A 24,902-nucleotide genomic window follows, 5' to 3' on the forward strand; every position below is an offset into this window, starting at 1 on the left:
GTACCTCCGTCCCGGACGATACCCGCGTGGACCGCTGGTGGGCCGGTCCCTGGTCAGGCTGCCTTCGGCTCACGCTGCTCGACCTGCTGGAGAGTTCGCGCACCGATCCGGCGGGCGACGTACGCCGCGTCACGGCCGGCGCCGCCGACGAGCATCGAGGAGAACGCGTACTGGAAGGACAGACCGCAGAAGAACAGCCCGGGGGCGTCGGCGACGACTCCGCGGAACTCCTGGGGCCAGCCGTCGTCACCCATGACAGGGAGGTCGATCCAGTCGAACTCCTGGCGGAACCCGGTCGCCCAGATCACGGTCGCGACGTCCACGACGTTGTCGTCGTCGAGCAGCGGCATCCCGTCGCGGACGCCGACCACCCGAGACTCGTTGCGGACGACGCCGCGTTCGGCGAGGTCGGACCGCTTCACCCGAAGCATCGGCCCACCGTGGAAGCGGAGGTGGCGCATCTCCTTGCGGCCCATCGGGGTACGACGGGTGAGCAGGTGCTTCCACAGGAACATCAGCACCGGGAAGACGACCTTGATCAGTGACGACTCGAGCCGCACCGGGATCTCGCCGTTGTCGGTGCCGACGAGGGTGGTCGGCCGCGACTCGGCAGTCTCGTAGGCGATGTCGGTGCCGGAGTGGGACGCGCCGACGACCAGGACGGGCCCGTCGCGCAGCTGCCCGGGGCGGCGGTACTCGCTCGAGTGCAGCTGCAGGATCGACGGGTCGAGGTCACGCGCGAAATCGGGGACGGCCGGCGTACGCCCGAACGTCCCGGTGGCGACGACGACGTTGTCACAGCTGATCCGGCCGATCGAGGAGTCCACGACGTAGCCGACGCCACCCTGGGAGACGCGGGCGACGCGCACGTCGAGCCGCACCGGCAGCTCGAAGTGGTGGGCGTAGCTCTCGAGGTAGTCGCCGACCTCGTCCTTGCCGGGGTAGGCCCACGGGTCGCCCGGGAACGGCATCCCCGGCAGGCCGTCGTACTTCGCGGGGGAGTAGAGCCGCAGGCTGTCCCACTGCTGCCGCCAGCCGTCGCCGACTCGCTGCTGGCGGTCCAGGACGAGACACTCGCGCCCTTTCCTGGTCAGGTGGTACGCCGTCGACAGGCCTGCCTGCCCGGCGCCGATGATGACGGTCTCGACGTGCTGCATGGTGCCTCCTCGAATGGATCAGTGGCGCCACGCTAGGAACGCGAGGAGGTGCGCCGCGTCGGGCTGGATGTGCATCTTCAGTGGGCCGAGTGATGGGTCAAACCGCCCATGCCCCTGTGGTCAGTCGCCGAGCAGGCGTGCGGGCACGATCTCCGCCTCGTACGGCGCTGTGGGCCGGAAGGTGTCCTCGCCGACGACCACCGCAGTCTCGGCATAGACGCCGTCGCGCAGGTCGAAGGCCGTGATGGACGGTCGTTCTGGATCGACCACCCAGTAAGCCGGGACGCCCGAGCGCTCGTAGCGCGCGCTTCAGGTTGAGGTCGATCAGGCGGGTGCTGGGCGAGAGCACCTCGACGGCGAGCGCGGGTGCTGTCGGAAGGTCCCCGTGCGTGAGGCCGCTCCGACGCGCGACGAGGAGGTGCGGCTGCACGACGGTGTTCAGCGCGAGCACGACGTCGAACCGGGCCAGCAGGACCTGGAGATGGGCTGGACAGGCGGCGTGCAGAAGGACGTGCAGCTCGCCGACGATCGTCTGGTGCTGCCAGCTCGGCGCCGGCGTCACGATGAGCGCCCCGTCGATGAGCTCGTAGCGGTGCCCGTCATCCGGCAGGGCGTCGAGGTCCGAGCGGGTCAGGGGCCGACTCTGCGGCAGCAGGCTCACATGGACCATGGTGCTTCACGAGGCCGCGTCGAGCGACGGTTGCGCACCCGCCGCGTGGGTGTCGAGGGAGGCCCAGCCGTGCTCGGTGACCACGACCGTGTCTCCGCTGAACGCGTCAGTGAGGTGGTTGCTGTAGCGCCAGGCCATCGCCCAGGTCATCTCGGTGCGCGTCCAGACGTTGAAACCGCGCCGGGCGATGACAGTCACCACGACGGTCGGCCGGTCACGATCGCGTAGCGGGATCGGGAGCGTCTGCATCTCCTCGTACAGCAGGCGCGACAGGGAGTAGTCGTCCGACTGATCCGCAGGGACGTCGAGCCGGCGTACGGCCAGCACGCGTTGCCGGGTGGACGGTCGCTCGACCAGAACGAGCGTCACGGAGTCGGCGACGAGAGGCACGCGTGACGCCACGTCGTCGACGAGCTGCTGAGTGTTCCTGAGCCGGAGGTCTTCGAGAGCCATCCCGGGAGTGTGCTCGCGAACAGCTGTGGACGCATCCCACAATCCACAGGTCTGAAGATGGCCGTTGCCGGGGGCGCTGGCGTAGCGGAAGGTCGAGCCATGGGCTACACGACCGACTTCCTCGGACACATCGTCATCGACCCGCCACTCAACGACCAGGAGGCGGCGTACCTCTCTGCCTTCCACCACAGCCGGCGCTGGGACAGGCCGGGTGGAGCGTACGACGTGCCGCCGAATCCGTTTGCCGAGCAGCGGTCGGGCGCCGACATCGACGCCTACAACCGGCCGACGCCGGGCCAGCCGCAGCTCTACTGTCAGTGGCAGGCGTGTTGGGAGGGCTGCTGCCTGAGCTTCGACGGCAACGAGAAGTTCTACGAACCGGTGCAGTGGCTCCGTTACCTCATCGCCCACTTCCTGGCGCCGGGCGCCGAGGCATCAGCGGCAGGACTTCCCGTCTTCGAGGCATTCTCCTTCGACCATCGCCTCGACGGTCTGATCATCGGCAACCGTCGAGACACCAGGGAGATGTTCGCGATCTGCGTCGACGACAACGTGGTGCGCGAGAAGGTTCTCGTGCCGGGCAGGAATTCCTATCGCGGCCTTCCGCGGTTGCCCTACGAGGAAGCCATCGACAAGTGGGCCGACTACCTCGCCGACCTGCGCCGGAGCGGGCGAGGTCCGCGGTCGTGGCGCGGGCTCACCGCCTAGCTCAACCGCCTCAGCGGGGGTGATCGTCCTCCGGAGGTTCGTCCCCGACGCGGGGCATCACCTGGGTCGCGTCGTCCGGCCCGATCGGCTCGGGGAGGTCGACCTGCGGACGACGGCGCGGAAGCGGTCGGGGGGCTCGGCGGCGCGGAGGGACCAAGCGCAGCTGGCGGCGGACCCGCTCGTCAAGGGCCAGCTCGTGCTGGAGGCGTCGGACAGTGGCGCGGGTGGCGGCGTAGAGCTCGACCACGTCAGCCGGGCGTTCGGTCTCCAGCGCCTCGTCGAGCCGGGCGCGCGCGCGGAGCAGGCCGTCCTGGGCGTCCTGGAGACGAGCGATGTCGTCGTGGCTCAGGCTGACCTGTACGTCCCCTTCGTGTCGGACAAGCTCGCCGAAGGCGTCGGTGGCAGCCGCCAGCTCACGGAATGTCTGGGACAGGTCGGCCAGCACGTCGGCGGCTGAGGGCTCGTCCAGCCAGCCGTTGTCGGCGGCGTCAGCGACCGAGCGCATCAGGCCGCGGATCGAGACGGCAGCGTGCTCGAGCGCCTCCAGTCCCTGCCGGAGTCCGGGCTCGACCAGCGGCGTACGGACGGCGCGCACGTTGAGCCGACGCCCCTCCTCCGCGTTCAGCAAGGCAGCGCCGACCTGAGGGATGTTGTGGGTGATGCGGCGAGCGTCGTCGAGCCACTCCCGGGCCGCCGCGGACAGCTGCTTCGGGTCCTCCTCCGCCATCGCCTGCAGCTCGTCGGCCGCCCTGACCAACAGCTCGGTGACCGCGTCGGCCAGTCCGTCGATGGCGCGACCGGCGTCGGAGGTGGCCACCTTCGGCGGGAAGACGAGCGTGGCGATGATGCCCACCACGGCACCGACGAGGGTCTCCGCGATCCGTTGCCAGGCCGCCGCCTCCGCGCCGATCGCTCCCACGCCGAGGACGAGCATGGCGCTGATCGCGACCTCGACCAGGTTGGAGCGCAGGCGCAGGTACTGGCCGATGGTGATGGAGACCAGGATGAGCAGGCCGAGACTCCACCACTCGAGCGGTACGACGGCCGCGAACCCGACGGCCAGGCCCACTCCCGCCACGACCGCGATGACGCGGTCGACGCCACTGGCCAGGAGCGACAGCGGCGTCACCTGCACCACCAGCATCGCGGTCAGGGGCGCGAGCAGGGGTTGGGTGCCGGGGAAGAACAGGGAGGCCACCACGTAGGCGGCCGTAGCGGCGATCGTGATGCGCAGCGACCACAGCACCGCCGCGCGGCCGTCCCGGCGCACGCGTGCGGCCTCCCGGGAGACCACGCCTCGCCACCATTGCGCCACGCTTCATTCTGCAACGCGGCGTGAGCAGCCGCGGCGATGGTTGGACCCGATTCAGCCGGTCAATGGGTTGCGGCCTGGTCGGGGCCGGACAGGTCGAGCCGCGGGACGTCGTAGAACTCCGGCTCGGCCCCGGTGCCGAAGACGACGCCGAAGAAGGAGTCGGCCAGGGTGGGCGAGTGGATCACGCGGATGGCGATGCCGTCGGGGTCGAGGAACTCGATCCAGGTGCCGTCGGCATGCGTGCCGCTGGTCGACGCGATGCCCCTGGCAGCGGCACGGTCACGGATGTGCTCGGCCGCGCAGGGCGAGCAGGCGGTGCGCGTCGATGCCCTGAGACGTGACGGTGCTCGGCCCTGTGCCGCGGGTTTTCCACAGATGCGTTCTTGCTGGTTGTAGCTGGTCCCCGGCAGGCGTTGTCTGTCCGCATGTCTCGGACTTCTCACACCTCCTCTGTCACCAGCTCACTGGCAGCCGAGCGCGCCGGCGATGCCGAGGTCGCGCTGACTTTCCGTCGCGGGATGCCCGTGGTCGACCGCGGACAGCACCTCTCGATCTTGACCCAGCTGGCCGACCTGTCGGGGGAGATGACGCCGTGGCTGTGGGCTCGTTGGGCTGCCTACCAGTGCACGCGTGCTGACGATCCCGGCACCGACACCGGAGAGATCCAGCGCTCGGCACTCGACTACACGATGCGCATGTTCTACGCCGACCGGGTCGAGCAGACCTACCTCGACGGCGGCGATCCGACGCTGTTGTCGGCGCACGTGGTCGACGAGAGCTGGCTGTTCCGACAGCTGTGCACCCATGAGCTCGGTGGGCTGGAGTCGTTCCTCGGCGAGCTCGCGTCGGGGCGGCTGTCGGACGCCGCCCTGTTGGCGCGCGCCTGGGTCGGCACGCGGATGGGCGGATATCGGCTGCGGCGCTCCGGCTCGTTGGTGGCGCGAGACCTGCGCGTCAACCGCGACGGTGCCCTGCTCGACCTCGGAGCGGACATCTCGGCGGCGGATGGATGGGTCATCGGGCGGCTCGTGCCGAGCGGTACGACACCGGGGTACATGTTCGAGACCCGGCCGGTGGCGGTCGACGAGGAGACTGCTGTCGAGGTGGCGTCGTCGGACACGCGTGGTGGCTGGGTGAGTGCCGTCAAGGCCGCACTGGTCGAGGGACGACTCGAGCGCGACCGGTTCGAGTCGTCCGATGTCGAGCTGGCCACCGATGTGCCGGGTCGGGAGGTCGTCGAGATCGGCGGCTCGGCGTACTCCATCCTCAGTCGGGTGGCCGCGGGCGCGTTCGGTCCGGACTCGATGGCGCCGTACGTCGCTGCGGCCGCGCTCGATCCGGAGGGGTACGCCGAGGCCCTGCGGCTGTTGGCCGGCACCGGTCAGCCGGAGACGTGGTCGCACTGGGCGGCGCTGGCCCACGAACCGGCCCGGAGTCGGCTGCTGCGGTTGGCGGGGCTCGCGGCGGCGGCATGAGCCGGTTCGTCGCCCTGCTGGCCGTCCTGGCGCTGGTCGGCGGCTGCGGCGCTCCCGCACATCGCGCGCCACCGGCTGACCCCGGCACGCACTTCTACTACGACGCCGCGGGTCGCCTGGCCGCCGTCCGGCAAGGTGCGACGACGGCGATGTACCGGTTCGATCGGGCCGGCAACCGGGTGTCGGTCGACCACCTGCGAGCGTTCGATGCAGCCTCGCTGCGGCCGTCCACCCCGCCCGGGCCGCACGTCTCGGGGGTGACGCCGAAGCTGGTCGGTCAGGGGACGACGGTCTCCGTCAGCGGGTCGGGCTTCGACCCCGACCCGATGGGCAACGTCGTGGCGCTGGGCGGTGCGCTCGGTCGGGTCGTCGCTGCCAGCCCGCGACTGCTGCGCGTGCAGCTGCCTCCGGTGGCCGTGCCAGGACCGGTCACGGTGTCGACGGCGTACGGCCGCTCCGCCAGCAAGGACTCCTTGGTCGTCGTACCGGCCGAGGTCGATCCGGCCGACGTGCACGACGTCGTCGCAGTCGAGATCGGCAAGGCGACCTCGATCGACTCAGGCCCGACCCTGCTGACCTTCCACGGCGACGTCGGCTCGACGGTCGAGCTGCACCTGGAGTCGGCGGACTCCGCGACGACGGGCTGCGACGCCGCCGCGGTGGGGCTGTCCGGACCCACCGGGACGATCATCGAGGCCGACACCGCCGGTGAGTCGTGGTGCGACCGGCCGGCCCGGCTGCCGATGAACGGCAGCTACCTGGCCACGGTCAGCAACGCCGGTGCGGTGCGAGCGACGATCAGGGCATCCGGCCGACACAGTTCGCCAGTACCGACACCCGCCACCCGGGTGGATCACCCGTCTGCGACCGCGGGACCACTGGGCTTCGCGGTCGATCTCGCGTCCGGGTTGATGGACGTCGGCGTCACGGACCTGGCCCTCGGGGAGGCCACCGATCTCACCCGGTCGTTCTCGGTCGGCGACCCGGTGCTCCCCGCCTCGGCGCCGGAGGAACCTCTCGCTCGCCACTGGAGCCTCGCGGGCTCGATCGCGATCGCACCGAGCATGTCCTACAGCTACCTCGACCTGCTGATGCCGGACGGGCGACGGTTGCCGTTCCGGCGTGTGACGGCCGGAGCGCCCTCGCCGACGGGCGCTGTCTTCGAACCGTCGGCGGGAGTCGGTGCGGGGCCGTTCGCCAGGTCGCGGGTCGCGTACACCGGTTCGGGGTGGGAGCTGACGACGCGCACCGGCTCGGTGCTGGGCTTCGGACTCGCCGGGTCGCCCAGGCGGCTGAGCTGGGTCCGGGACGCTTCCGGGCGCACGTCCCGGTGGGTGCGGGCGCCGGACGGAGGCCTGGTCGGGGTCGTCGCCGACGGTGGCCAGTGGGCTCGCTTCGACCGCGACGCCGGCGGACGGATCACCGCGGCCACTGACCAGGTCGGCGATCGGGTGACCTACCACTACGGCAGGCCGGATCGGGTGTACGCCGACGTGCTCACTCGCGTCACGTACCAGCGCGCCGGGCTGGCTGCTGCCGACGTCGGCTACCGCTACCAGCCGATCACGGGGCGGCTTGCCGCGGTCACCGACGGTCGCCGGGATCGGATCCGTTTCGAGTACGACGAGGCCGGTCGGGTGACTCGCCAGCGGGTGCTGGGACCGGTGCCCGCGCAGTGGCGCTACTCCTACGACATGGGCACTCGTCGGGTGCGGATCCCCGGTCGCGCAGGGTCGATCAGGCTGCCGCACATCGATCGAGCGTCGGTCACAGGGCCGGGCGTCCGTCGTACCGTCTCCTTCCGGCGGTCCCCACCAGCCGTGAGGTCGGCCCCGGTCGCGGAGTCGCCCATTCCCGGTTACGTCGAAAGGGCTGGCGGCGGCGGGGTCTTCGTCGACGCACGAGGTCGAGTGGCGGCGAGTCGGACCGCAGACGGTGCTGTCACTCGGCTGCAGTACGACGACCATGACCGGCCCGTCTCGATCGCCAATGCCGACGACGCGTCGACCCGATTCGGCTACACCCGCGCAGGCGACCTGGCCACGATCACCGATGCCGCCGGCACGACGCAGTACGGCTGGAACGCGTCCGGCCAGCAGATCTCGGAGACCGACCCGCTCGGACACCGTCAACGGTGGGGCTACGACCGCAGCGGTCGGCTGGTGTGGTTCCGCGACGCTCGTGGGATCAGGACCAGCTTCAGGTACGACCGATCCGGTCGGCTGGCCGGCCAGGGCGCATGGGCGGATCCGGTCAAGGCGTCGTACGACAGCGCGGGTCGGCGTACGTCGCTGACGCTGCCGGGCGGGAGTCGCATCGGCTACGGCTACGACGGCAAGGGTCGGCTCTCGCGGATGACGCTCGCTGGTGCGTCGGTGGGGGCGTCGTACGACTCGAAGGGGCGGCTGGCCGGGCTCGCGCTGCCGAACGGGGTGCGCGGTCACGTCTCGTACCGGAATGGTCATGCCATTGGGATCAGCTACTCACGCGACGGCCGCCAGATCGCCTCCCAGAGCGCGGAGTACGACCGTCGTGGTCGGGTGTCGAGCCTCACGGGTGACCTGGGCCGACCGGAGCTTCCCGCGCAGCAGGGTCGCTCGACCTTCGATGCCGCCCACCAGGTGACCGAGTCTCCGGTCGGGTCTCGATGGCGCTGGGACGCGGCCGGGAACCTGCTGCAGGACGACTCCCATCGATACAGCTGGGACGCGCGCGGGCGGCTGCTCGAGGTGAGTGGCCCAAGCGGTCGGACGAGGTATGGATACGACGCGTTGGGTCGTCGTACGACATCGACGAGTGGGGGCAGGACGACCCGCTACGTGTACGACAGCAACGATGTCGTGCAGCAGGTCGACGCCTACGGTTCGCGCACGTCGTACCTCCGCGGGCCGGACGGCACAGCGCTGGCCAGCGTCAGTGGCGGACAGGTCACCGCGCTGCTGCCGGACCTGTTCGGCAATGTCGGCGCCGCGGTGGGGGCCGACGGGGCAGTACGGCGCTACTCCTACGACCCGTTCGGCGACACCCCGCACCCTTCGGGTGGGCCGGGCTTCCGCGGGCTGCTGTCCGACGGATCCGGACTGCTGGTGATGGGCGCGCGAACCTACGACCCGACGAGCGGGCGGTTCCTGTCGAGGGACACGTGGGGGATCGAGGGCGGGGACGTCGACCCGTATCGATACGCCCTCGGCGCGCCGACCGTCTACACCGACCCGACCGGTCACGCGGCCGAGTGCGTCGGGATGGCGCTGGGCTGGGCGATGTCCGCGCTCGGTCCCGGCGGTGGCTGGGACGACTACGACGCGCTCGAGGACAAGGCCGACTCCGGCCAGATCAGCCAGGACGAGTGGTCCGTGCAGGCAGACCGGATCTCGCACGACCTGTGGGCCGGCTTCGACGTCGTCGCCAACGTGTGCGGTACGAGCGCAGTCGGCTCGAGCGCTGCGTCGTTGCCGCTGCTGGGTGCCGGTAGGGGAGCGGGTCGGCTGTTGGGCCGCATGTCCGACGGCGCGGTTGTCGGCGCTGCAGCCACAAGGGTGGGAAGTGCATTCGATGGCGTTGCGGCTGGCGTCAGCGAGGCGAGCGCCAACACGATCCAGCGCCTTTACTGGAACCACGGCATGATGCCCAGCCGCGCTGTGCGCTTCACACAGGACTCTGCCGGAGGAAGCTTCAAGGACGGCCGACTGGTTCTCGATCTGGCGCACGACATGGCGGAGACGGGCCGTGCCCCGCCGGAGTTGCCGCCGATACGGGTCTTCCAGCAAGACGGTGCGCTCTACTCTCTGGACAACAGACGGCTCTTCGCAGGTCAGTTCGCCAACGTCGACCTGCCCTATCGCTGGGCCACACAATCCGAGATCCTGTCGCGGCGTCAGACTCAGATCTACGGCGGGACGTCGATATCGATTCGAATGCCTGGAGGCATCGGGAACTGGGGATGGTGGCAACCATGAGCGAGTACGAAGCGCTGGCTGGACGGGGGGAGCTCCTCAAGGCACTCGAGGAGCTCCAGGGCGAGCTGCAAGATGGCGCCGCGTGGGAGAACAACACACTCGAGCGATTCCTTGACGGGTTCTCGGCGCTGCTGGGATCCATCGAGAATGCCTATGCGAACACGGGCCAGACGCTGCCAGTCGATCCCTGGTTAATCGTGGCCGAAGTCTTCCGTGGGGCTCGCGACTATGAATAGATGTACCGTTCCTCTTGACCGCCTATTCGAACACCTGTACGATAGAGCCAAGCACGAGGTGATAGTGATGCTGGGGCCTCGGCTGGATCCGTACGCCGTGACGGGTCGCCTCTGACAGGCGCGCTGCATCGACAGGTCAGTTCATTGGTCGTGTCGACGCAGGAGGTGCCGTGGAGTCGTTCATCGAACGCCGGCCACACCCGGTCCTCGCTGGTGCCGTGATCATCGAAGCGGCGCTGGGTGACATGGCTGCCGGCAACCCTGTCTTCCTCCAGTCGAACGAGAAGCGCGAGGCGCTCCTCCAGCTGACCCGTCTCGAGGCGCGACTCGCCTCGCTCCGCCTTCAGGTGATGGCCGTGGCCGACGATCTGGCCGCCGAGGACGGCGCCCGCGACGTGGCCGCCTGGCTGGCCCACGAGACGCGGAGCGAGGGTGCGGAGCGTCGGCGAGAGCTGGCCCTGGCTGACGCACTCGATCGCCGCTGGGAGCTGGTCGCAGTCGCGCTGACCGCCGGTGAGATCAATGTCGCGCAGGCAGCGGTGATCACGCGCGCGCTGGACCAGCTTCCCCGTGATCGCGTTGAGCCGGACGTCATCGACAAGGCCGAGGCGCACCTCGTGGCCGAAGCCCGTGAACTCGGCCCGCGCGAGCTGCGGCTCTTGGGTCGCAAGGTCCTCGAGGTGGTGGCGCCGGAGGTGTACGAGCTCGAGGAGGCTCGCCAGCTCGAGGCCGAGGAACGCCGGGCCAGCGAGCGGACGAGGCTGACCATGAAGTGCCTGGGCGACGGGACGACGCAGCTCCAGGGCAGGGTGCCGGACGCGGTCGCGATCCGGTTGCGCACCTACCTCGAGACGTTCACGTCCCCACGTCACCACGGCGTGGGCGAGGGCGACCGGATCCCCGCTCGTCGCACGTTCGGAGCCGCGTTCTGCTCGTTCCTCGAGGCCGTCGACCCGCACCGGCTTCCGGTGCACGGGGGTGACGCCACCACGGTCATCGTCACGATCCCACTCGAGGACCTCAACACCGCGCTGTCCGCGGCCGGGCTCGTGGGCAACCAGCCGATCACCGCCGCCGAAGCCCGTCGGCTGGCGTGTACGGCCGCGATCATCCCAGCCGTCCTCGGCGGGTCCTCGGAGGTGCTCGATCTCGGCCGCGGCTCTCGGTTGTTCAAGCCGGCACAACGCAAGGCAATGGTGGTTCGCGACCGCGAGTGTCGGGCCGAAGGCTGCACGATCCCGGCGACCTGGTGCGAGGCGCACCACTGGGGCACTCCTTGGGCTCGCGGGGGCCGCACCGACCTGCGCGACGGCGTGCTGCTCTGTTCTTGGCATCACCATCGCGCCCACGATCCGACGTACGAAGGCACCCGCATGCCCCATGGCGATGTGAGGTTCAAGCGGCGAGGTCAGTCGTGACGCTCCTGTCCGTGCGCCCCTTCTTCGTCGGTGTACACGTCAAACGCGTCCAGCGGCTTGTCGAGCTTGCGACGCACGCGGCGACGCCCGTTCAGGCAGATCAACTCCGAGGTGGTCGGCTCCTTCACCATCAGGTCGAGGTCTCGGACTCCCATGGTGAACCAGCGCAACGCGCGTTCCAGCTGCCCCGCCAGCTCGAACGTCTCGCCGATGTGCTCGTGGAACGCGCCCCGCCAGTCGCCCGATGCCGAGGCTCGGCGCAGGTCGCGTTCGAGTGCGCTGACCTCCTCACCGGCCTCCAGGGCGAGGCAGCATTGCAGCACGCCGCAGCGCGGGTCGATGATCACCTCGCCCGGCTCATCGACGGCACGTTCGAACCACTCTCGGGCCTGGACGGGGTCGCCGCGTGAGAGTCGTCGTTCGGCAAGGGAGCAGAGCAGCTCGGCGCGTCCCGGCTCACCCCGCCGGAGGGATCCGAACTTCGCGAGCAAGGTCTTCTCGAACTCCTCGCCGTCGAGATGCGACTCCCACTCCTCGATCTGATCCTGGATCTCCTCGATGGGCTCGTTCACGGGTCAATGGTGCAGGACTCACGCCGTCATCGGTGTGCGCCCGGCGAAGGCCGCGAGCTTCTCCATTGGTGAGGCGTTCTCGGGAGCGGGGACCTCCGGGCCGAAGTTCGTGCCGCGACCGCCTGGCACGAGGGTGTCGGCGAGGGTGCGGACGTAGGCGACGAGCTCGTCGGAGAGGTGCATCTGCTGGCCGCTGGCCTGGGCGAGGTCCCAGCCGTGCAGCAGCAGCTCGACGGGGAGGATGCCGGCGGCGAAGGATGCCGGCAGCTCCGAGCCGCCCGGACCGGCGACGGTGCCGTCCAGACCGTTCGCGCGCCAGGCGTCGACGGCCTGGGCTGTCATCACGGAGACCTTGTTCTCCAGGCCGCCCTGCTCTGGCTTGGTCACGGTGGCGCCGGCGAACGCGCCGAGCTGCTCGATGGAGGACAGCAGGTGGGTGCCGACGTCGTGGGCGGTGAACTCGCTGCACGGGGTGGGCTTGGGCTGGTCCCCTGGGGTGAGGCGGCGCAGCACGGGTTGTACGACGGAGAGCACGGCCTCGGTGGCGCTGATCGGGTCGAGGTGCTCCGGCGCCCAGGCCCACTCGTCCTGGCCGACGTCGCCAGTGCTGGCCAGCGTGGTGAGCCGCTCGAGGTAGTGGTCCCAGCCCTCGGCGTGGCCCTTCTCCTGCTGCTCGTCGAGGCCGGCGTGCGACAGGGTGACCTTCGAACCGTCGCCGTGGGGCTCGACGGTGACGGTGACCATCGAGGCATCGGGGGGCATGGCCTCGTTGCCCTCCCAGCCCCAGCCGAACACCACGCGCTTGCCCGGCTCGATCTCCTGGAAGGTGCCGGCGGCGACCTGGCCGGGTACGACGACCCAGCGGTACGAGCCGCCGGCGCGGAGGTCGACGTACGCCGAGACGGTCTGCCAGCGGCGCAGCCGTTCGGGTTCGGTGATCAGTGCGAACGCCTCGTCGGGGGGAACGGGCAGCAGCGCGGTGTTGGTGTAGGTCATGACCTTCTCCTGGTGGTGTGAGTGTGCTGTGCGTGCGCGTCCGCGACCAGCGAGTCGAGCTCGTCGGTCCAGAACCGGTTGATCTCGGCCTGCAACCGGTGCAGTCCGGAGGGCAGCACCCGGTAGATCCGCTGGCGACCGACCTTCTCGGCCTCCACCAGCCCGGCGTCGGCCAGCACGAGCAGGTGCTGGGAGATCGCCGACCGGGTCACCGTGAACTCGGCAGCGACCTCGCTGACGGTGCGGGGTTGTGAGGCGAGCAGCTGCAGGATGCGTCGCCGGTTGGGCTCGGCAGCGGCGGACAGCGGGTCGGTCACGAGAAATACGTTAGCGGCAACTAACGTGTTCTGGCAAGGGTCAGCAGCCCGGCGGGCACGGCAAAAGCCCATGTATCACCACAGGTGACTCCTGACTCTTGTGTCACAAGACCTCGCAGGAGTCTGATGAAGGGGTCTGGGATCCGGGAGTAGCCATGGGGCGACTGGTGGAGTTCGGACTGCCGGACGGGGACACAGTCCTCGTCGAGGTGGCCGGACCGCAGGTGCCGACCGTACGAGGAATGGACGGCGGCGCAGTGGCCGAGCGCGCGCGGATGACCTTCGAGACGGCCGTAGGCCGGATCAAGCCCGCGGTCCAGGGGATGATCGGCCAGCTGCACGACCTCAGCGACGAACCCGACGAGGTGCAGATCGAGTTCGGTCTCGACCTGCACGCGGAGGCCGGCGCGTTCGTCGCACAGGCCAGCGCCGACGCCAACTTCTCGGTGATCCTGACCTGGCACAAGACACCCCACGACGACGCCCACGAGGACACCCCCGAGGACACCCCCGAGGACACCCCCGAGGACACCGACGACACGGAGACCTCCCATGGGTAACGACCTCGAGATCGAGATCCGCGCAGGCAGCACGCCGGGCACCTGGGAGGTCGAGGTCGACTCCCCGGCAGGTACGGCGAGCGGCACCATGCAGCTGGACGCACCCGGCATCCTGGGGCGACGGCGCGAGCTGGCCGCGAGCGTGCTCGCCTCCGCGGTGACCAGCCGCTCGACCTTCTCCACCCTGGAGCGGCCGGTCCGCGACGTCGGGCACGCCCTGTTCGAGTCGCTCTTCACCGGCCGCGTCTACGGCCGCTACACCGCCAGCCTCCAGCAGGCCGGCAGCCGAGGCGAACCCCTGCGGGTGGTGCTGCGGCTGCGCGACCCCGAGCTGGCCGGCATCCCGTGGGAGACGTTGTTCGACGCCGAGAGCGGGGAGTACCTCTGCCAGCGCGAGCCCGTCGTCCGCTACGTCGAGGCCGCCCAGCCGTCGGCGCCACTGAGCGCGACCGGTCCGTTGCGGATCCTCGGCATGATCGCCGCACCGAGCGACCTGCCGACCCTGGACACGGCCGAGGAGCGGCGTCGTCTCGACGACGCCCTCGGCGACCTCGTCGACCAGGGCCTGGTCGAGATGGTCTGGGTCGACGCCGGCAACTGGGGCGCCCTCCAGTCCAAGCTCACCGCTGGTCCGTGGCACGTGCTGCACGTGATCGCCCACGGGGGAGTCAGCGACCGAGGCGGCGTGCTGGCACTCGAGAACGAAGCGACCGGCGCGGCGGCCCAGGTCTCGGCCCAGCGGTTCGCAAGGCTGCTGCACGCCTGTCGGCCGGTGCCGCGCCTCGTCGTGCTCAACGCCTGCTCCTCGGGTGAGTCGGCCGCCGACGACCTGCTCTCGAGCACCGCGGCCGCCCTGGTGCACAGCGGGATCAGCGCCGCCGTGGCGATGCAGTTCGCCGTCACCGACCCGGCCGCGCTGGCCTTCTCGCGCGGCTTCTACCAGGCGCTGTCGCAGAGCATCGCCGTCGACGAGGCCGTGCGGCTGGGGCGGATCGCCATCGACGGCACCAGCGAGCAGACGCTCGAGTGGGTGACTCCGGTCATCTACCTGCGCACCGACGACACCCGCCTCTTCGACCTCACCTCGACCGGACCGCCGGTCTCGCGGCCGGCGCCGGAGGAGATCTCCGACGAGGCCGCCAAGTACGGGCTCTACGTCCAGGCGCTCGCGGCGTCGCGCAAGGAGCGGTACGACGAGGCGGTGGCCCTGCTGGACAGCCTGATCACCCTCGACCCCGGGTACCGCGACGCCACCGAGCTGCGCAACCGGATGCGCCAGGAGCAGAAGCTCGGGGTGTCCTACGACAGGGCACGGGCGGCCGAGGCCGCCGGTGACATCGAGGCCGCGCGTCGCGGTTACCGCAGTGTCATCGACGTCGACCCCGCCCATCGGGACGCCCAGGACCGGCACGACGAGGCCGAGCGCCTGCTGACCATCGCCAGCCTCAAGGACGAGCTGAAGGTGCACGCCGACGAGGAGGACTGGGACGCCGTGCTTGCGGTCAGTGCCGAGCTGGACCGGCTCGACCCCGACCAGGCCGACCCCGACGGCCTGGCGTCGCGCGCGCGTGAGCTGACCGTCCAGGGGCCGCCGAGCGAGCCGAACGAGCCGGCCGAGCCCGCCGACCCGGTGCCCCTGACCCGAACCGTCGACCCGCCCCCGGCGCCCCCGGCACCCCCGGCACCCCCGGACGACATCCCCACACCGACGCCGGATCCTCCTCAGCCGGGACCACCGGTCCCGGGCCGCCCCTGGAAGCGCGTCGCAGCGATCGGGGCGCCCGTCGTGCTCGTGCTGGCCGCGCTCGGCTGGTACCTGATGCGACCCGACGGTGGCGGCACCGGAACCAAGGAAGACCGTGCCCAGGACCAGACGACGGGGCAGGTGGTGTGCTGGGACGGCAGCAAGAAGGAAGGCTCCGCCAACTGCCCGCTGCCGACGGGCGCCGAGGGCATGCCCAACGTGTTCCCGTCCATGAACGACTGCCAGCACGTGCACCCGAACCTCGCGGACAAGAAGGAGCTGTGGTCCTGCACCTACGACACCTACGAGATCCGCTACTCGCGTTGGGGCGAGGACGCCGACCGGTACGCCTACTTCGACGGTCACCTCAACGACCCCGACACCTCGGACTGGAGCCTGGAAGGCACTCCGGCCGGGCGGCAGTGGTCGGACGTCGACACACGGCCCGACGAGCCGAACAAGTACCGCTGGGTCGCCACCTACGAGAACTGGCCCTACGACGTCACCGTCAAGGGAGTCGACGAAACCGCCCGTGACGAAGGCATGGCCCAGGTGTCAGCGACACCACCGGACCAGATCGGGGTCCAGCACTGAGACCCCGCGCTCGACTATGGGGACAGTCAGCGCTTGCCGATCCGGCGCGAGCACGAGGGCCAGGCGCCCCAGCCCTGTCGCTTCTGGATCTTCTTCGCGATGCGGACCTGCTCGCCCTTGCTGGCCCTGTGCGGCATCGAGGCCAGCCGCTTGCCGCCGTACGCGCGCCAGGTGCCGCCGCTGATCTGGAGCCCGCCGTAGTAGCCGTTGTGGGTGTTGATGTGCCAGCGGCCGCCCGACTCGCACTTGGCGAGCCGGTTCCACGTCTTCATGGTGGCCGCGCTGGCGGGGGACCCGATCACGAGGGTCGGGACGAGCAGGATGGCGGTGGCCAGGGCGACGAACATCGCCGAGGCGGGGATGCGCAAGCGCATGAGGGTTCCTCCACGCGCCTGCGAGGTTAGCTGTCGGGTTCGGGCGGAAGGTGCCCGGCCACCGGTCGGTGGCTACACCCCGAGGGTCATGTGACCCGGGAAGAGTGGGTTCCCCGTTCCTGCCCGATTTCTTCTCGTGGCACCGCGGCGGGACAGGACTCGGCGTCACCGGCGGCGTACCCCGATGGGCCGGGGTCGCGACACGATAAGCAGACGCGGGCCGACTTGACCAGAGTGAAGGTGGGACCGGGATCGGGCACGATGGGCCGATGGCTACCCATCCACACCAGGGCGATCACCAGCGTGGCGTCGTCTTCCCGGCCGACGCGGACGGCAACCGGAGTACGTCGACCCTGGGCCGCACCGTCGTCGCGCAGGCACTCCGGGAAACCGACCCGACCGGCGCCCGGGCCGTCGAGCAGGAGACCAACTGGCGCAGCGGCTACCTCGAGCACTTCCGGCGGCTCATCGAGGCCGGGCTCGAGTCGCCCGAGGCGGCGTACTCCATCGCCCGCAGCGGCCTGGAGTCGCTGCACGAGTCGATGCGGGTGGCCGGATCGGACGGCGAGGAGTCCGCGCTCGAGAAGTGGCCGACCGGTGGGGACGAGCCGATCCAGGGCGTCGAGGTGGTCGGCAACGGCCAGCCGGTCGAGGAGCTGGTGCTGCCCTACCACGGGGAGCGACTGCGCGGCTCCGGCATCCGTCGCCGGCTCGAGGCATGGGCCGACGCGGGCATCGTCGAGCCGACTGTCGGGGAGGCCGTCGGCCTGATCCTCGACAATCCCGACTGGCTGCGCCTGGACGGGCACACCGTCGCCGTGCTCGGTGCCGGTGCCGAGATGGGGCCGCTGCCGTCGCTGATGCGCTGGGGAGCGCGGGTCGCGGCGGTCGACCTGGGTCGGCCGGAGATCTGGAAGCGACTGCTGCCGATGGCCAAGGAAGGCGCAGGGTCACTGGTCGCTCCGGTGCGGTCGGGGACCGAGGGGGCGCTCGACGAGTCGGCCGGCGTCGACCTGCTCGGCGACGTACCCGCCGTCGAGCAGTGGCTGCGCGAGCAGCCCGGCACCTTGGTGGTCGGCAACTACGTCTACGCCGACGGCGCGACCAACACCCGTGTGTCGGTGGCGGTCGACGAGCTGAGCGTCCGGTTGCAGGGCGATCGGGACGACGTGGCCCTGGCGTTCCTGGCCACGCCGACCGACGTGTTCGCCGTGCCGGGGGAGGCGGTGGACCACTCGACCCGCGCCTACGAGGGGCGGTCGACGCGGGCGAAGACACTGGGCCGACCGTTGCGCGCGCTGTCTGGCGGTCGACTGATGCGGCGGCAGTACGTCGCCGGCTCCGACCCCGGCATCAACGACTCGATGGTGCCGCAGCAAGGACCCAACTACGCGCTCGCCAAGCGGCTGCAGCGCTGGCGTGCGACGGTGGCGCGCCGCGACGGCGCTCTGGTCTCGATGAACGTCGCACCGCCGACGCGGACCCGATCGGTCGTCAAGAACCGCGCGCTCGCCGCGGCGTACGCCGGCGCCCACCGCTTCGGTGTCGAGGTGTTCGAGCCGGCGACGTCCAACGTGCTGATGGCCGCTCTCCTCGTGCACGACCTGCACACCGGGGGAGGGCCGAAGCACGAGCACACCTGGCAGGACGAGGCGTACGCCGCGGCCCACGGCGGGCTGTGGCGCGCGCCGTGGGCGCCACGCAGTGCCTTGGGTCTGGCCGCCCTGCTGGGGTACGGCGCTACGCGGGGCTGACGGCCGCGACGTAGTTGGCGAGCGTCCCGGTCCAGGCGTCGTCGGCCTCGAAGACGTTCTTCATCTGCTCGGCGTGCTCGCCGAAGTTCTCGAGGTCGCGGTGCTCGAGGGCGACGCGGGTGCGGCCCGGCTCTTCCTCGATGAAGCGCACGTCGATGGTGGTGACGAGGTCGGGCTGGTAGGTCCAGTCGGCGCCGACCTGCCAGGTGACGCTGAAGCGGCCCGGCTGATCGGGACCAGGCGGGTCGTAGAGCACGACGAAGCCGGTGTTGGTCTCGGTGCCGTCCTCGTGGCGGGTGTACCAGCGGCCGCCGGGGTGCGGCTCGATGACGATCTCGGCGATCGGCGTACTGCCGATGTGGTGCTGCTTGGGCCACCACGAGGTCATGTCGGCGGTGAAGAGGTCGAAGGCGCGCTGCGGGTCGCAGTCGACCACCACCTCGCGACGGACGGGCTGCACCGTCTGGCTGGTCTGTGTCTCACTCATCTCGGGGCCTCTTCTCGGTGGTGTCGCTGGCGACTCGGCGTTGGAACGAGGACAACGAGCGCTCCCAGAAGTGGTCGAGGTGCTCGCGCACGAGCCTCAGCGCCTCGGGGTCGACGCGGTAGAGCCGGCGAGTGCCGATCTGCTCGTCGATGACCAGCCCGGCCTCCTTCAGCACCTTGAGGTGCTGGGAGACCGCGGGACGGCTGATGGTCCTGCTGCTCGACAGGTCAGCCGCGAGCTCGCCCACGGCCAGGGGGCCGTCGGAGAGGCTCTCCAGGATCGCCTGGCGGGTGGGATCACCCAGGGCGGTCAGCATGGTCTGTGCGTTCGTGTTCACTTACGGTAAGTTAGCACTTACGGTAAGTCATGGTCAACCGTTCTGTCGAGACTCTCCTCAGTAGGGTTCGAAGGCGACCGTGACCTCGTCGTCGGCGACGTCGACGCTCGCGGAGAACGACAGGTCCGAGGTCTCGGTCTGCGGCTGCCAGTCCGCGGGCCCGTAGCCGTAGGACTCGTCGGACTCGTAGGTCGCCGTCGCCTGGCCACCCTCGACCGAGAGGTCCGCTGGGAAGGTGCCGTCGAAGTAGTCGAAGGAGAGCTTCGGCTCCGAGTCCAGCTTCCACACCAGGTTTCGCACGGTGTCCTGGTCGCCGAAGTACGCCTCCTGGGGGCAGTCCTCCGGATCGAGCTGGTCGGTCTTCATGCACTCGACGAGCCAGTCGTGAGTCTGTCGGTCGATCTCGTCCTGGAGCTCTGGCGAAGGCTTCGGCTCGGCGAACTCGGCGTACGCACCGAACTCGTCAGGGCTCACCCGCGTCGCGACCGGCTCGGCCTGGACCCACTGCGAATGCGCGTAGGGGTCGAAGCTGTAGCTCCCCGGCAGCGCCCAGAGATCGGTGGCTGAGTCGTCCAGGGAGATGGCGTGTCCGTTCACGTCGACCGTGGAGGTGCCGACATCGGACAGGTCGACGGTGACGACGCTCGCCAGACCACCGTCGGTGACCCGCCAGCGATCGAAGATCCCGTGGCTGTGTCCGTCCTTCTCGAGGGTGAGCTCGACGCTGCGCCCGCCGCGGACTCCCTCGAGCTTCGCCTTGACGGTCGCCTGCGCGCCGCTCTCCTCGATGCCCGTGATCTCGTAGCCCGTCACGTGATCCTCGGTATCGGCGTAGATGCTCTTGTCCATCAAGTCGTCGGCGGCCGATCCATCCAGGGGTGCGAGGTCGAGGGCCTTGTCGACGTCCGCGCCCGCCACGGCGTCGAGGTAGGCCGAGGCGGAGCCGCTCGGCCCGTAGACCTTGGCGTTGGCGATGCTGTAGCCGATCGCCGCCAGCACGACGACCACCAGCGCCGACCCGCCGACGATCGCCCAGCGGCGGACTCGCGCTCGCTGTTCCGGCGTCATCTCCGGAGCCGGGCCGGCCGGTGTGGCGGCCGTCGGGTGGTCGACCGGACCGCCGGCGGCGGCGCCGACGCGGGGGCGTGGAGCCCCCAGTCGCGTGCGTACGCCGCTCGGCAATGATGCGGCCACCTGCCGGGCGACAGTTCGGCTGAGCACCTCGACGATGGCTCCCCACGCTGCGAGCAGGAAGATCACCCAGACGGCCGGCTGGAGCGTCACCGACCCGCCCACCACCGAGAACTCGCCGGAGACCGAGGCGATCGACGCGATCCACAACAACACGCCCGAGCACGCGAACACCGCTGGCAGGACCGCCCAGCTGGCCGGCTGCGCGGCGGCGGGACGGACGCGGCGCAGGTGCCAGGCAACCGCGGTGACGAGCGCGGCAACCACGGCGATCGCGATCAGCGCGATGCCGAGCAGGACGGAGTCGTCCCACCCGAAGAACGACTCGCCACCCACGGATGCGCTGCCGAGGTGGCCGAACACGTACGCGTACAACCCTGCGGTCGGCCCCCACACCGGCACGGTGATCGCGGTGGCCAGATCTGCCTTGACCAGGGCGATGACGGACGCCACCGGGAGCGCCAGCACGACCCACACCAGCAGCTGTTCGCCCCACAGGCGAGCGGCCACGACGTAGTCGGCGTCGACCCACGCGGGCCAGACAGCTCCGGCGGCGCGCCACCGCCCGACGAACACGCCGACGAAGGTCAGGAACAGTGACCCGAACAAGAGGCTGACCGAGGCAGCGTGCACGGTCAGGTCGTCGGATCGCGCCGCCAGCACGCGTGCGACGACCAGGGCCAGCACGGTGACGAATGCCGCATCGACCGCGGCGAGGCCCGCTCGCTCCTTGGCTCCGGCGGCCGGTGCTCGGCGCTCGTCCCGCCCGGCGAACACGCCCAGTGAGACGACGTAGACCGCCGTGAGCAGGAGCGGCGGCGCGTACAGCCCGGCATCGAAGAGCTCGGTCGACGCGTGCAGCGTCCCGAGCAGCGCCATGGCCGTGAGCTGGAAGGGGACGCCGATCATGAACATCAGGCCGCTGTCCTCGGAGGCGTTGACCGCTTCTGAGTCGGTTCCGCTGCCCGTCATCGCGAGTGCGATGAGCAGCAGCACCGACAGCACCACAGCGGTGCCGAACGTCACGAGCAGGGCGAGGGCAGGGGCGCGGAGCGACTGCAGTGCCCGCTGGGGCGTGAAGGGGGGACGGGACCCCGAGATGGCATCGGTCACGCCGCGGAGCCTAGGGGCGGTCACGGTTGAGAAGGGCTGGAATCGACAGACTTCCCGGACCGTGAACAGCCCCCTGCGCCGCTCAGCCCAGGTCGAACACGTAGCGACTGGTCGCCACTACGTCGAGGTCGTGGTCGGCGCCCATCTTCGCGACGCTCTCCATCAGCAGCGTCATCCGGCGGCCGAGCTCCTCGTCGGAGCCGTCGCTGCCGTAGAAAGCGTGGATGTCGTGCATCGCCTCGGGCGGGAAGAGCTCCTCGACGATCGCGGCGACCGTCGGAGTGTGCTCGGTGAGGGTCTCGGTCACGCGGTTCTGGACGTAGCCGAAGGTGGCCTGGGTGTCCATCGCGATCTGGGTGTGCGGTCCCTGCCAGTGGGCGCGCCAGTCGTCGTACGGCAGGCCCTCGGGGCGGCGGAGGAAGGCGACCTGCGCCAGGCCGTCGAGCCGCTCGCCGTCGGGCACAACTGGTGCCACCAGGGGGACACGCTCGTCGACCTCCCAGGCGGCGAGACGCTCCGCGAGGGGGCGTACGACGTCGACTGCGTCGGCAGCGGCTCCGTCGGTCCAGATCGAGACCACGCAGGTGAGCGGTTCGTCGAAGGCCTGCAGCCGCAGCACCGAGTCGGGGATGTGGTCGTCGTCGAGGTTGACCTGCAGGCGGGTGACGCCGACGGAGGCCAGCGACTCGCGCAGTGCGGGGGCGAACAGGGCGTCGGTGTCCGGGGACCAGAGTGCGAGGACGAGCTTCACCCGACGCACTCTAGGCTCGTGCCGCCGAGGGGAGTGGTGATGACCGAACACCGTCCGATGGACGTACGACGGGCCGGGGTGCTGCTGCACGTGACTTCCCTGCCGAGCGGCGACCTGGGTCCCGAGGCATTCGCGTTCGTCGACTTCCTCGCGGACGCCGGTGTCACGGTGTGGCAGGTGCTGCCGCTGGTGCCGACGCACGAGGACGACCGTTCGCCGTACAACGCCCTGTCCGCCATGGCCGGCAACCCCGAGCTGATCAGCCGGGCTCGCCAGGTCGAGCAGGGACTCCTCGACGTGGCCGGGCTGACCACTGCCCAGCGGGCGGCGTACGCCGAGTGGTGCCAGCAGCAGGGCGCGTGGCTGGGCACCTACCTCGAGTTCATGACCATCCGCGGCCTGCTCGACCACGCGAAGTGGCCGACCTGGGAGCCCGGCCTGCGGGACCGCGACCCGGGCCGGGTGGCCGAGTTCCTGGCTGCGCACCAGGAGACGGTCGAGCGCCTCCGGTTCGAGCAGTGGGTCTTCGCCGAGCAGTGGCGCGAGCTCAAGGAGTACGCCGGGGCGCGCGGCGTGCTCCTGTTCGGGGACCTGCCGATCTTCGTCTCGCACGACAGCGCCGAGGTGTGGGCGTCACGGGACCTGTTCCAGCTCGACGCCGAGGGGCAGCCGACGACGGTGACCGGGGTACCGCCGGACTACTTCGCGAAGGACGGGCAGCGCTGGAACAACCCGCACTACGACTGGGAGCGGATGGCCGCCGACGGGTTCGCGTGGTGGCGGCTGCGGATCGCCCGGCAGCGGGAGCTGTTCGACCTCGTGCGGATCGACCACTTCCGCGGCTTCGAGGCCGCCTGGCACGTGCCGGTCGCCGCCGAGACGGCCCGGGACGGCTACTGGGTGAGGAGCCCGGGCCGCGAGGTGCTCACCGCCCTCGTCGAGACGGCCGGCCCCGGCACCCTGGTCGCCGAGGACCTCGGGGTGATCACGCCGGAGGTCGAGGCGTTGCGCACCGAGTTCGGGCTGCCGGGGATGAAGGTGCTCCAGTTCGCGTTCGACGGGTCGGCCGACAACCCCTACCTGCCCGAGCACCACGGCGAGCAGAGCGTCGTCTACACCGGCACCCACGACAACGACACGACGGTGGGGTGGTGGGCTGGGCTCGACGAGGCCACTCGCGCGGACGTGCGGTCGCACCTCGTCGACCCGGACGAGCCGATGCCGTGGGCGCTCGTCCGGCTCGCCCTGTCCTCGACGGCACGCCTCTCCGTCGTACCCGCCCAGGACCTGCTCGGCCTCGGCAGCGAGGCCCGGATGAACACACCCGGGACCGACGTCGGCAACTGGAGCTGGCGTGCGTCTCCGGGTGTCTTCGACACCTCGCTGAGCACGCGGGTCCGGGAGCTGGTGGCGTCCAGCGACCGTACGAGAGTGTCCGAATAGCCGGAATTTTCGGAATTCCCAGCGCTACCGGTCGGTAGGTCCCTAGGGTGCCGTACATCGGGGGGCTGGATGGCTGGCGAATCGGCTCGCGCTGAGGCGCACACGCAACGGGTGCAGGCAGAGCAGGCGCTGCCGCACGCCGGGGCGGTCGAACGCGGCGCGGAGGAGGAAGAATCCACCGTCCGCGTGCTCGGCGCGCTCTCCGCCGACGGCTGGCGCATCTTCCACGACGTCCGCTGGCCGGGACGCGCGCAGGCCAGCATCGACCACATCGTGGTCGGTCCCGGTGGTGTCTTCGTGGTGGACAGCCAGGCGTGGAGCGGCGAGATCCAGGTCAAGTCGGGTTCCCTCCGCCAGGACGGGAAGCGCCGGGCGCGGCACGTCATCGCCTCGGCCGCCGCGGCGATGGCCGTCGGCGAGCTGTTGCCGGGGCTCAGCCCCGAGAAGATCCGCCCGGTGATTTGCGTCGCCCGCCAGGAGCCGATCTACGGCTGGTGCGGCGACACCATGATCTGCTCGACCGAGAACATCACCACCTTCCTGACCTCGAGCCCGCGGGTCCTCGACGAGGCCGAGATGACCGACATCGCCCAGGCACTGTCGCTCTCCCTCCAGGCCGCCGGCGCGCGGCTCCCACCTTCGGCGGCGACGTACGCCGGAGACGCTCCGCTCGCCGCCCCGAGCCGAGAGGCCCCACGTCGCGCCAAGCGCCCGCCACGACCCCCGATGCCGCGTCCGGTGCGCATCGTCGCCGTGATCGGAGCGTTGGCGGTGGCAGCCGCCGTCGCGTTCCAGCTCGACCTGCCCGCCCGGGTCGGCCGGCTCAGCGCCGACGCAGCCCATCGGGTGGTGGCCCCCACCAAGCCCATCGGTACGACGGTCTCGGTCGCCGGCATCGCCAAGCGCCCGTCCCTCGAGGTGACGGCCGGGACCCCGGCAGTGACCCGCTCGAAGCTCCCCGGAGTCACCGTCACACCGGGCAACGAGCTGGTGGCCATCCCGGTCTCCGTGCACAACACCGGCGACAAGGACTGGGCATCACGCTCCGACGTGCACGCCGAGCTGACCGACTCCTCGGGCGCGACGTACAGCAGCGACCCGGCGTACACCAGCGTCGGCACCGGGCAGGCGCTGCCGGCCAAGGTCACGCTGTCCCCCGGGGAGCGGACCAGTGGGTTGGTCGTCTTCGAGGTGCCGCGGGGCGTGGAGGTCGCGAAGTTCCGCCTCAGGGTGGGTCCCGGCCTGCCCGCCATCCTGCGCTGGTCGGTCGGCTGATCCCCG

The 24,902-nt window shown here is 70.5% G+C and carries 22 protein-coding genes, 1 pseudogene and 1 riboswitch; of the genes and pseudogenes, 10 read left to right on the top strand and 13 right to left on the bottom strand.

Translation table 11 applies throughout. The features are described from left to right. Window positions 1–53 precede the first annotated feature (53 nt). The 3 genes and pseudogenes from H976_RS24050 to H976_RS0101830 form a co-directional block, all read right to left on the bottom strand. Entirely contained in the window at window positions 54–1,157 is a 1,104-nt protein-coding gene (locus tag H976_RS24050) for an NAD(P)/FAD-dependent oxidoreductase (RefSeq protein WP_051275972.1), read from the bottom strand. 120 nt (window positions 1,158–1,277) lie between these two features. Continuing rightward, window positions 1,278–1,827 (bottom strand): annotated as a pseudogene (locus H976_RS24055) (Uma2 family endonuclease). 6 nt (window positions 1,828–1,833) lie between these two features. Further along, on the bottom strand, window positions 1,834–2,280 hold the full coding sequence (locus H976_RS0101830) for a hypothetical protein (RefSeq protein WP_027860131.1): 447 nt from the start codon (window positions 2,278–2,280) through the stop codon (window positions 1,834–1,836). 99 nt (window positions 2,281–2,379) lie between these two features. Between H976_RS0101830 and H976_RS24060 the strand changes: the two genes are divergently transcribed. Then, window positions 2,380–2,988, top strand: coding sequence for a hypothetical protein (locus H976_RS24060; RefSeq protein ID WP_051275974.1), 609 nt, complete (start codon window positions 2,380–2,382; stop codon window positions 2,986–2,988). A 10-nt stretch (window positions 2,989–2,998) separates the two neighbouring features. Here H976_RS24060 and H976_RS24065 read toward each other — a convergent pair whose 3' ends face one another. After that, window positions 2,999–4,282 (bottom strand): aromatic acid exporter family protein, encoded by a 1,284-nt coding sequence (locus H976_RS24065; RefSeq protein WP_051275975.1) that lies wholly within the window; start codon window positions 4,280–4,282, stop codon window positions 2,999–3,001. 80 nt (window positions 4,283–4,362) lie between these two features. After that, window positions 4,363–4,746, bottom strand: a complete 384-nt coding sequence (locus H976_RS29800) for a hypothetical protein (RefSeq protein ID WP_155917881.1) — start codon at window positions 4,744–4,746, stop codon at window positions 4,363–4,365. Between H976_RS29800 and H976_RS29805 the strand changes: the two genes are divergently transcribed. From H976_RS29805 to H976_RS0101865, 4 genes are all read left to right on the top strand, one after another. Beyond that, window positions 4,729–5,778 (top strand): hypothetical protein, encoded by a 1,050-nt coding sequence (locus tag H976_RS29805; protein ID WP_155917883.1) that lies wholly within the window; start codon window positions 4,729–4,731, stop codon window positions 5,776–5,778. The two genes, H976_RS29800 and H976_RS29805, sit on opposite strands and share 18 nt — an antisense overlap. After that, entirely contained in the window at window positions 5,775–9,734 is a 3,960-nt protein-coding gene (locus tag H976_RS0101855; RefSeq protein WP_155917885.1) for an RHS repeat-associated core domain-containing protein, read from the top strand. Before H976_RS29805 ends, H976_RS0101855 begins: the two co-directional genes overlap by 4 nt. Further along, window positions 9,731–9,970 (top strand): hypothetical protein, encoded by a 240-nt coding sequence (locus tag H976_RS0101860; protein WP_051275978.1) that lies wholly within the window; start codon window positions 9,731–9,733, stop codon window positions 9,968–9,970. Before H976_RS0101855 ends, H976_RS0101860 begins: the two co-directional genes overlap by 4 nt. A 170-nt stretch (window positions 9,971–10,140) precedes the next feature. Continuing rightward, window positions 10,141–11,388 carry an HNH endonuclease signature motif containing protein gene (locus tag H976_RS0101865; protein ID WP_027860135.1) on the top strand — a complete coding sequence of 416 codons (1,248 nt, stop codon included), beginning with the start codon at window positions 10,141–10,143 and terminating at the stop codon, window positions 11,386–11,388. Here the strand turns inward: H976_RS0101865 and H976_RS0101870 are convergent. From H976_RS0101870 to H976_RS0101880, 3 genes are read right to left on the bottom strand one after another with little or no spacing between them, the layout of a single operon-like run. Further along, window positions 11,379–11,960, bottom strand: coding sequence for a lipopolysaccharide assembly protein LapB (locus tag H976_RS0101870; protein ID WP_027860136.1), 582 nt, complete (start codon window positions 11,958–11,960; stop codon window positions 11,379–11,381). The two genes, H976_RS0101865 and H976_RS0101870, sit on opposite strands and share 10 nt — an antisense overlap. Before the next feature lie 18 nt (window positions 11,961–11,978). After that, complete coding sequence (locus H976_RS0101875) at window positions 11,979–12,956, bottom strand: TIGR03086 family metal-binding protein (RefSeq protein ID WP_027860137.1); 978 nt, start codon at window positions 12,954–12,956, stop codon at window positions 11,979–11,981. Further along, a complete protein-coding gene (locus H976_RS0101880) occupies window positions 12,953–13,273 on the bottom strand; it encodes a helix-turn-helix transcriptional regulator (protein ID WP_027860138.1) in 321 nt (106 codons plus the stop codon). Before H976_RS0101880 ends, H976_RS0101875 begins: the two co-directional genes overlap by 4 nt. Window positions 13,274–13,428: 155 nt before the next feature. Between H976_RS0101880 and H976_RS24070 the strand changes: the two genes are divergently transcribed. Beyond that, complete coding sequence (locus tag H976_RS24070) at window positions 13,429–13,833, top strand: CU044_2847 family protein (RefSeq protein WP_051275979.1); 405 nt, start codon at window positions 13,429–13,431, stop codon at window positions 13,831–13,833. Further along, complete coding sequence (locus H976_RS0101890; protein WP_027860139.1) at window positions 13,826–16,171, top strand: CHAT domain-containing protein; 2,346 nt, start codon at window positions 13,826–13,828, stop codon at window positions 16,169–16,171. The genes H976_RS24070 and H976_RS0101890 overlap by 8 nt, the downstream gene beginning before the upstream one ends. Before the next feature lie 26 nt (window positions 16,172–16,197). Here the strand turns inward: H976_RS0101890 and H976_RS0101895 are convergent, their stop codons facing one another. Further along, entirely contained in the window at window positions 16,198–16,545 is a 348-nt protein-coding gene (locus H976_RS0101895; protein ID WP_036223936.1) for a transglycosylase family protein, read from the bottom strand. 1 nt (window position 16,546) lies between these two features. Next, window positions 16,547–16,720: riboswitch (cyclic di-AMP (ydaO/yuaA leader) on the bottom strand. A gap of 94 nt (window positions 16,721–16,814) precedes the next feature. Between H976_RS0101895 and H976_RS0101900 the strand changes: the two genes are divergently transcribed. After that, window positions 16,815–18,299 (top strand): hypothetical protein, encoded by a 1,485-nt coding sequence (locus tag H976_RS0101900; protein ID WP_027860141.1) that lies wholly within the window; start codon window positions 16,815–16,817, stop codon window positions 18,297–18,299. Here the strand turns inward: H976_RS0101900 and H976_RS0101905 are convergent. The 4 genes from H976_RS0101905 to H976_RS0101920 all read right to left on the bottom strand — a co-directional run bounded on the left by H976_RS0101905 (window position 18,286) and on the right by H976_RS0101920 (window position 22,178). Then, the gene (locus tag H976_RS0101905; protein WP_027860142.1) at window positions 18,286–18,786 is read right to left on the bottom strand and encodes an SRPBCC family protein; all 501 of its coding nucleotides are present in this window, start codon (window positions 18,784–18,786) and stop codon (window positions 18,286–18,288) included. The genes H976_RS0101900 and H976_RS0101905 overlap by 14 nt on opposite strands. Then, window positions 18,779–19,123 (bottom strand): helix-turn-helix transcriptional regulator, encoded by a 345-nt coding sequence (locus tag H976_RS0101910; RefSeq protein ID WP_231388766.1) that lies wholly within the window; start codon window positions 19,121–19,123, stop codon window positions 18,779–18,781. Before H976_RS0101910 ends, H976_RS0101905 begins: the two co-directional genes overlap by 8 nt. A 57-nt stretch (window positions 19,124–19,180) precedes the next feature. Continuing rightward, complete coding sequence (locus H976_RS0101915) at window positions 19,181–21,427, bottom strand: hypothetical protein (RefSeq protein ID WP_027860144.1); 2,247 nt, start codon at window positions 21,425–21,427, stop codon at window positions 19,181–19,183. A gap of 82 nt (window positions 21,428–21,509) precedes the next feature. Next, the gene (locus H976_RS0101920; protein WP_027860145.1) at window positions 21,510–22,178 is read right to left on the bottom strand and encodes an EthD domain-containing protein; all 669 of its coding nucleotides are present in this window, start codon (window positions 22,176–22,178) and stop codon (window positions 21,510–21,512) included. Between the two features lie 39 nt (window positions 22,179–22,217). On the opposite strand from H976_RS0101920, the gene malQ reads away from it, so the two are divergent. Both malQ and H976_RS28400 read left to right on the top strand, forming a co-directional pair. Further along, a complete protein-coding gene (malQ, locus tag H976_RS0101925) occupies window positions 22,218–23,621 on the top strand; it encodes a 4-alpha-glucanotransferase (RefSeq protein ID WP_027860146.1) in 1,404 nt (467 codons plus the stop codon). Window positions 23,622–23,732: 111 nt separating this feature from the next. Beyond that, window positions 23,733–24,896 (top strand): NERD domain-containing protein, encoded by a 1,164-nt coding sequence (locus H976_RS28400; RefSeq protein WP_051275981.1) that lies wholly within the window; start codon window positions 23,733–23,735, stop codon window positions 24,894–24,896. The last annotated feature ends 6 nt before the right edge of the window (window positions 24,897–24,902 follow it).

It is taken from the genome of Marmoricola sp. URHB0036, assembly GCF_000426045.1.
GTDB lineage: Bacteria > Actinomycetota > Actinomycetes > Propionibacteriales > Nocardioidaceae > Marmoricola.

Bases quoted from the DNA above. Each gene is read 5' to 3' on its own strand.
- H976_RS24050 (WP_051275972.1), bottom strand. From the start codon at position 1,157: ATGCAGCACGTCGAGACCGTCATCATCGGCGCCGGGCAGGCAGGCCTG.
- H976_RS0101830 (WP_027860131.1), bottom strand. From the start codon at position 2,280: ATGGCTCTCGAAGACCTCCGGCTCAGGAACACTCAGCAGCTCGTCGAC.
- H976_RS24060 (WP_051275974.1), top strand. From the start codon at position 2,380: ATGGGCTACACGACCGACTTCCTCGGACACATCGTCATCGACCCGCCA.
- H976_RS29805 (WP_155917883.1), top strand. From the start codon at position 4,729: ATGTCTCGGACTTCTCACACCTCCTCTGTCACCAGCTCACTGGCAGCC.
- H976_RS0101855 (WP_155917885.1), top strand. From the start codon at position 5,775: ATGAGCCGGTTCGTCGCCCTGCTGGCCGTCCTGGCGCTGGTCGGCGGC.
- H976_RS0101860 (WP_051275978.1), top strand. From the start codon at position 9,731: ATGAGCGAGTACGAAGCGCTGGCTGGACGGGGGGAGCTCCTCAAGGCA.
- H976_RS0101875 (WP_027860137.1), bottom strand. From the start codon at position 12,956: ATGACCTACACCAACACCGCGCTGCTGCCCGTTCCCCCCGACGAGGCG.
- H976_RS24070 (WP_051275979.1), top strand. From the start codon at position 13,429: ATGGGGCGACTGGTGGAGTTCGGACTGCCGGACGGGGACACAGTCCTC.
- H976_RS0101890 (WP_027860139.1), top strand. From the start codon at position 13,826: ATGGGTAACGACCTCGAGATCGAGATCCGCGCAGGCAGCACGCCGGGC.
- H976_RS0101895 (WP_036223936.1), bottom strand. From the start codon at position 16,545: ATGCGCTTGCGCATCCCCGCCTCGGCGATGTTCGTCGCCCTGGCCACC.
- H976_RS0101900 (WP_027860141.1), top strand. From the start codon at position 16,815: ATGGCTACCCATCCACACCAGGGCGATCACCAGCGTGGCGTCGTCTTC.
- H976_RS0101905 (WP_027860142.1), bottom strand. From the start codon at position 18,786: ATGAGTGAGACACAGACCAGCCAGACGGTGCAGCCCGTCCGTCGCGAG.
- malQ (WP_027860146.1), top strand. From the start codon at position 22,218: ATGACCGAACACCGTCCGATGGACGTACGACGGGCCGGGGTGCTGCTG.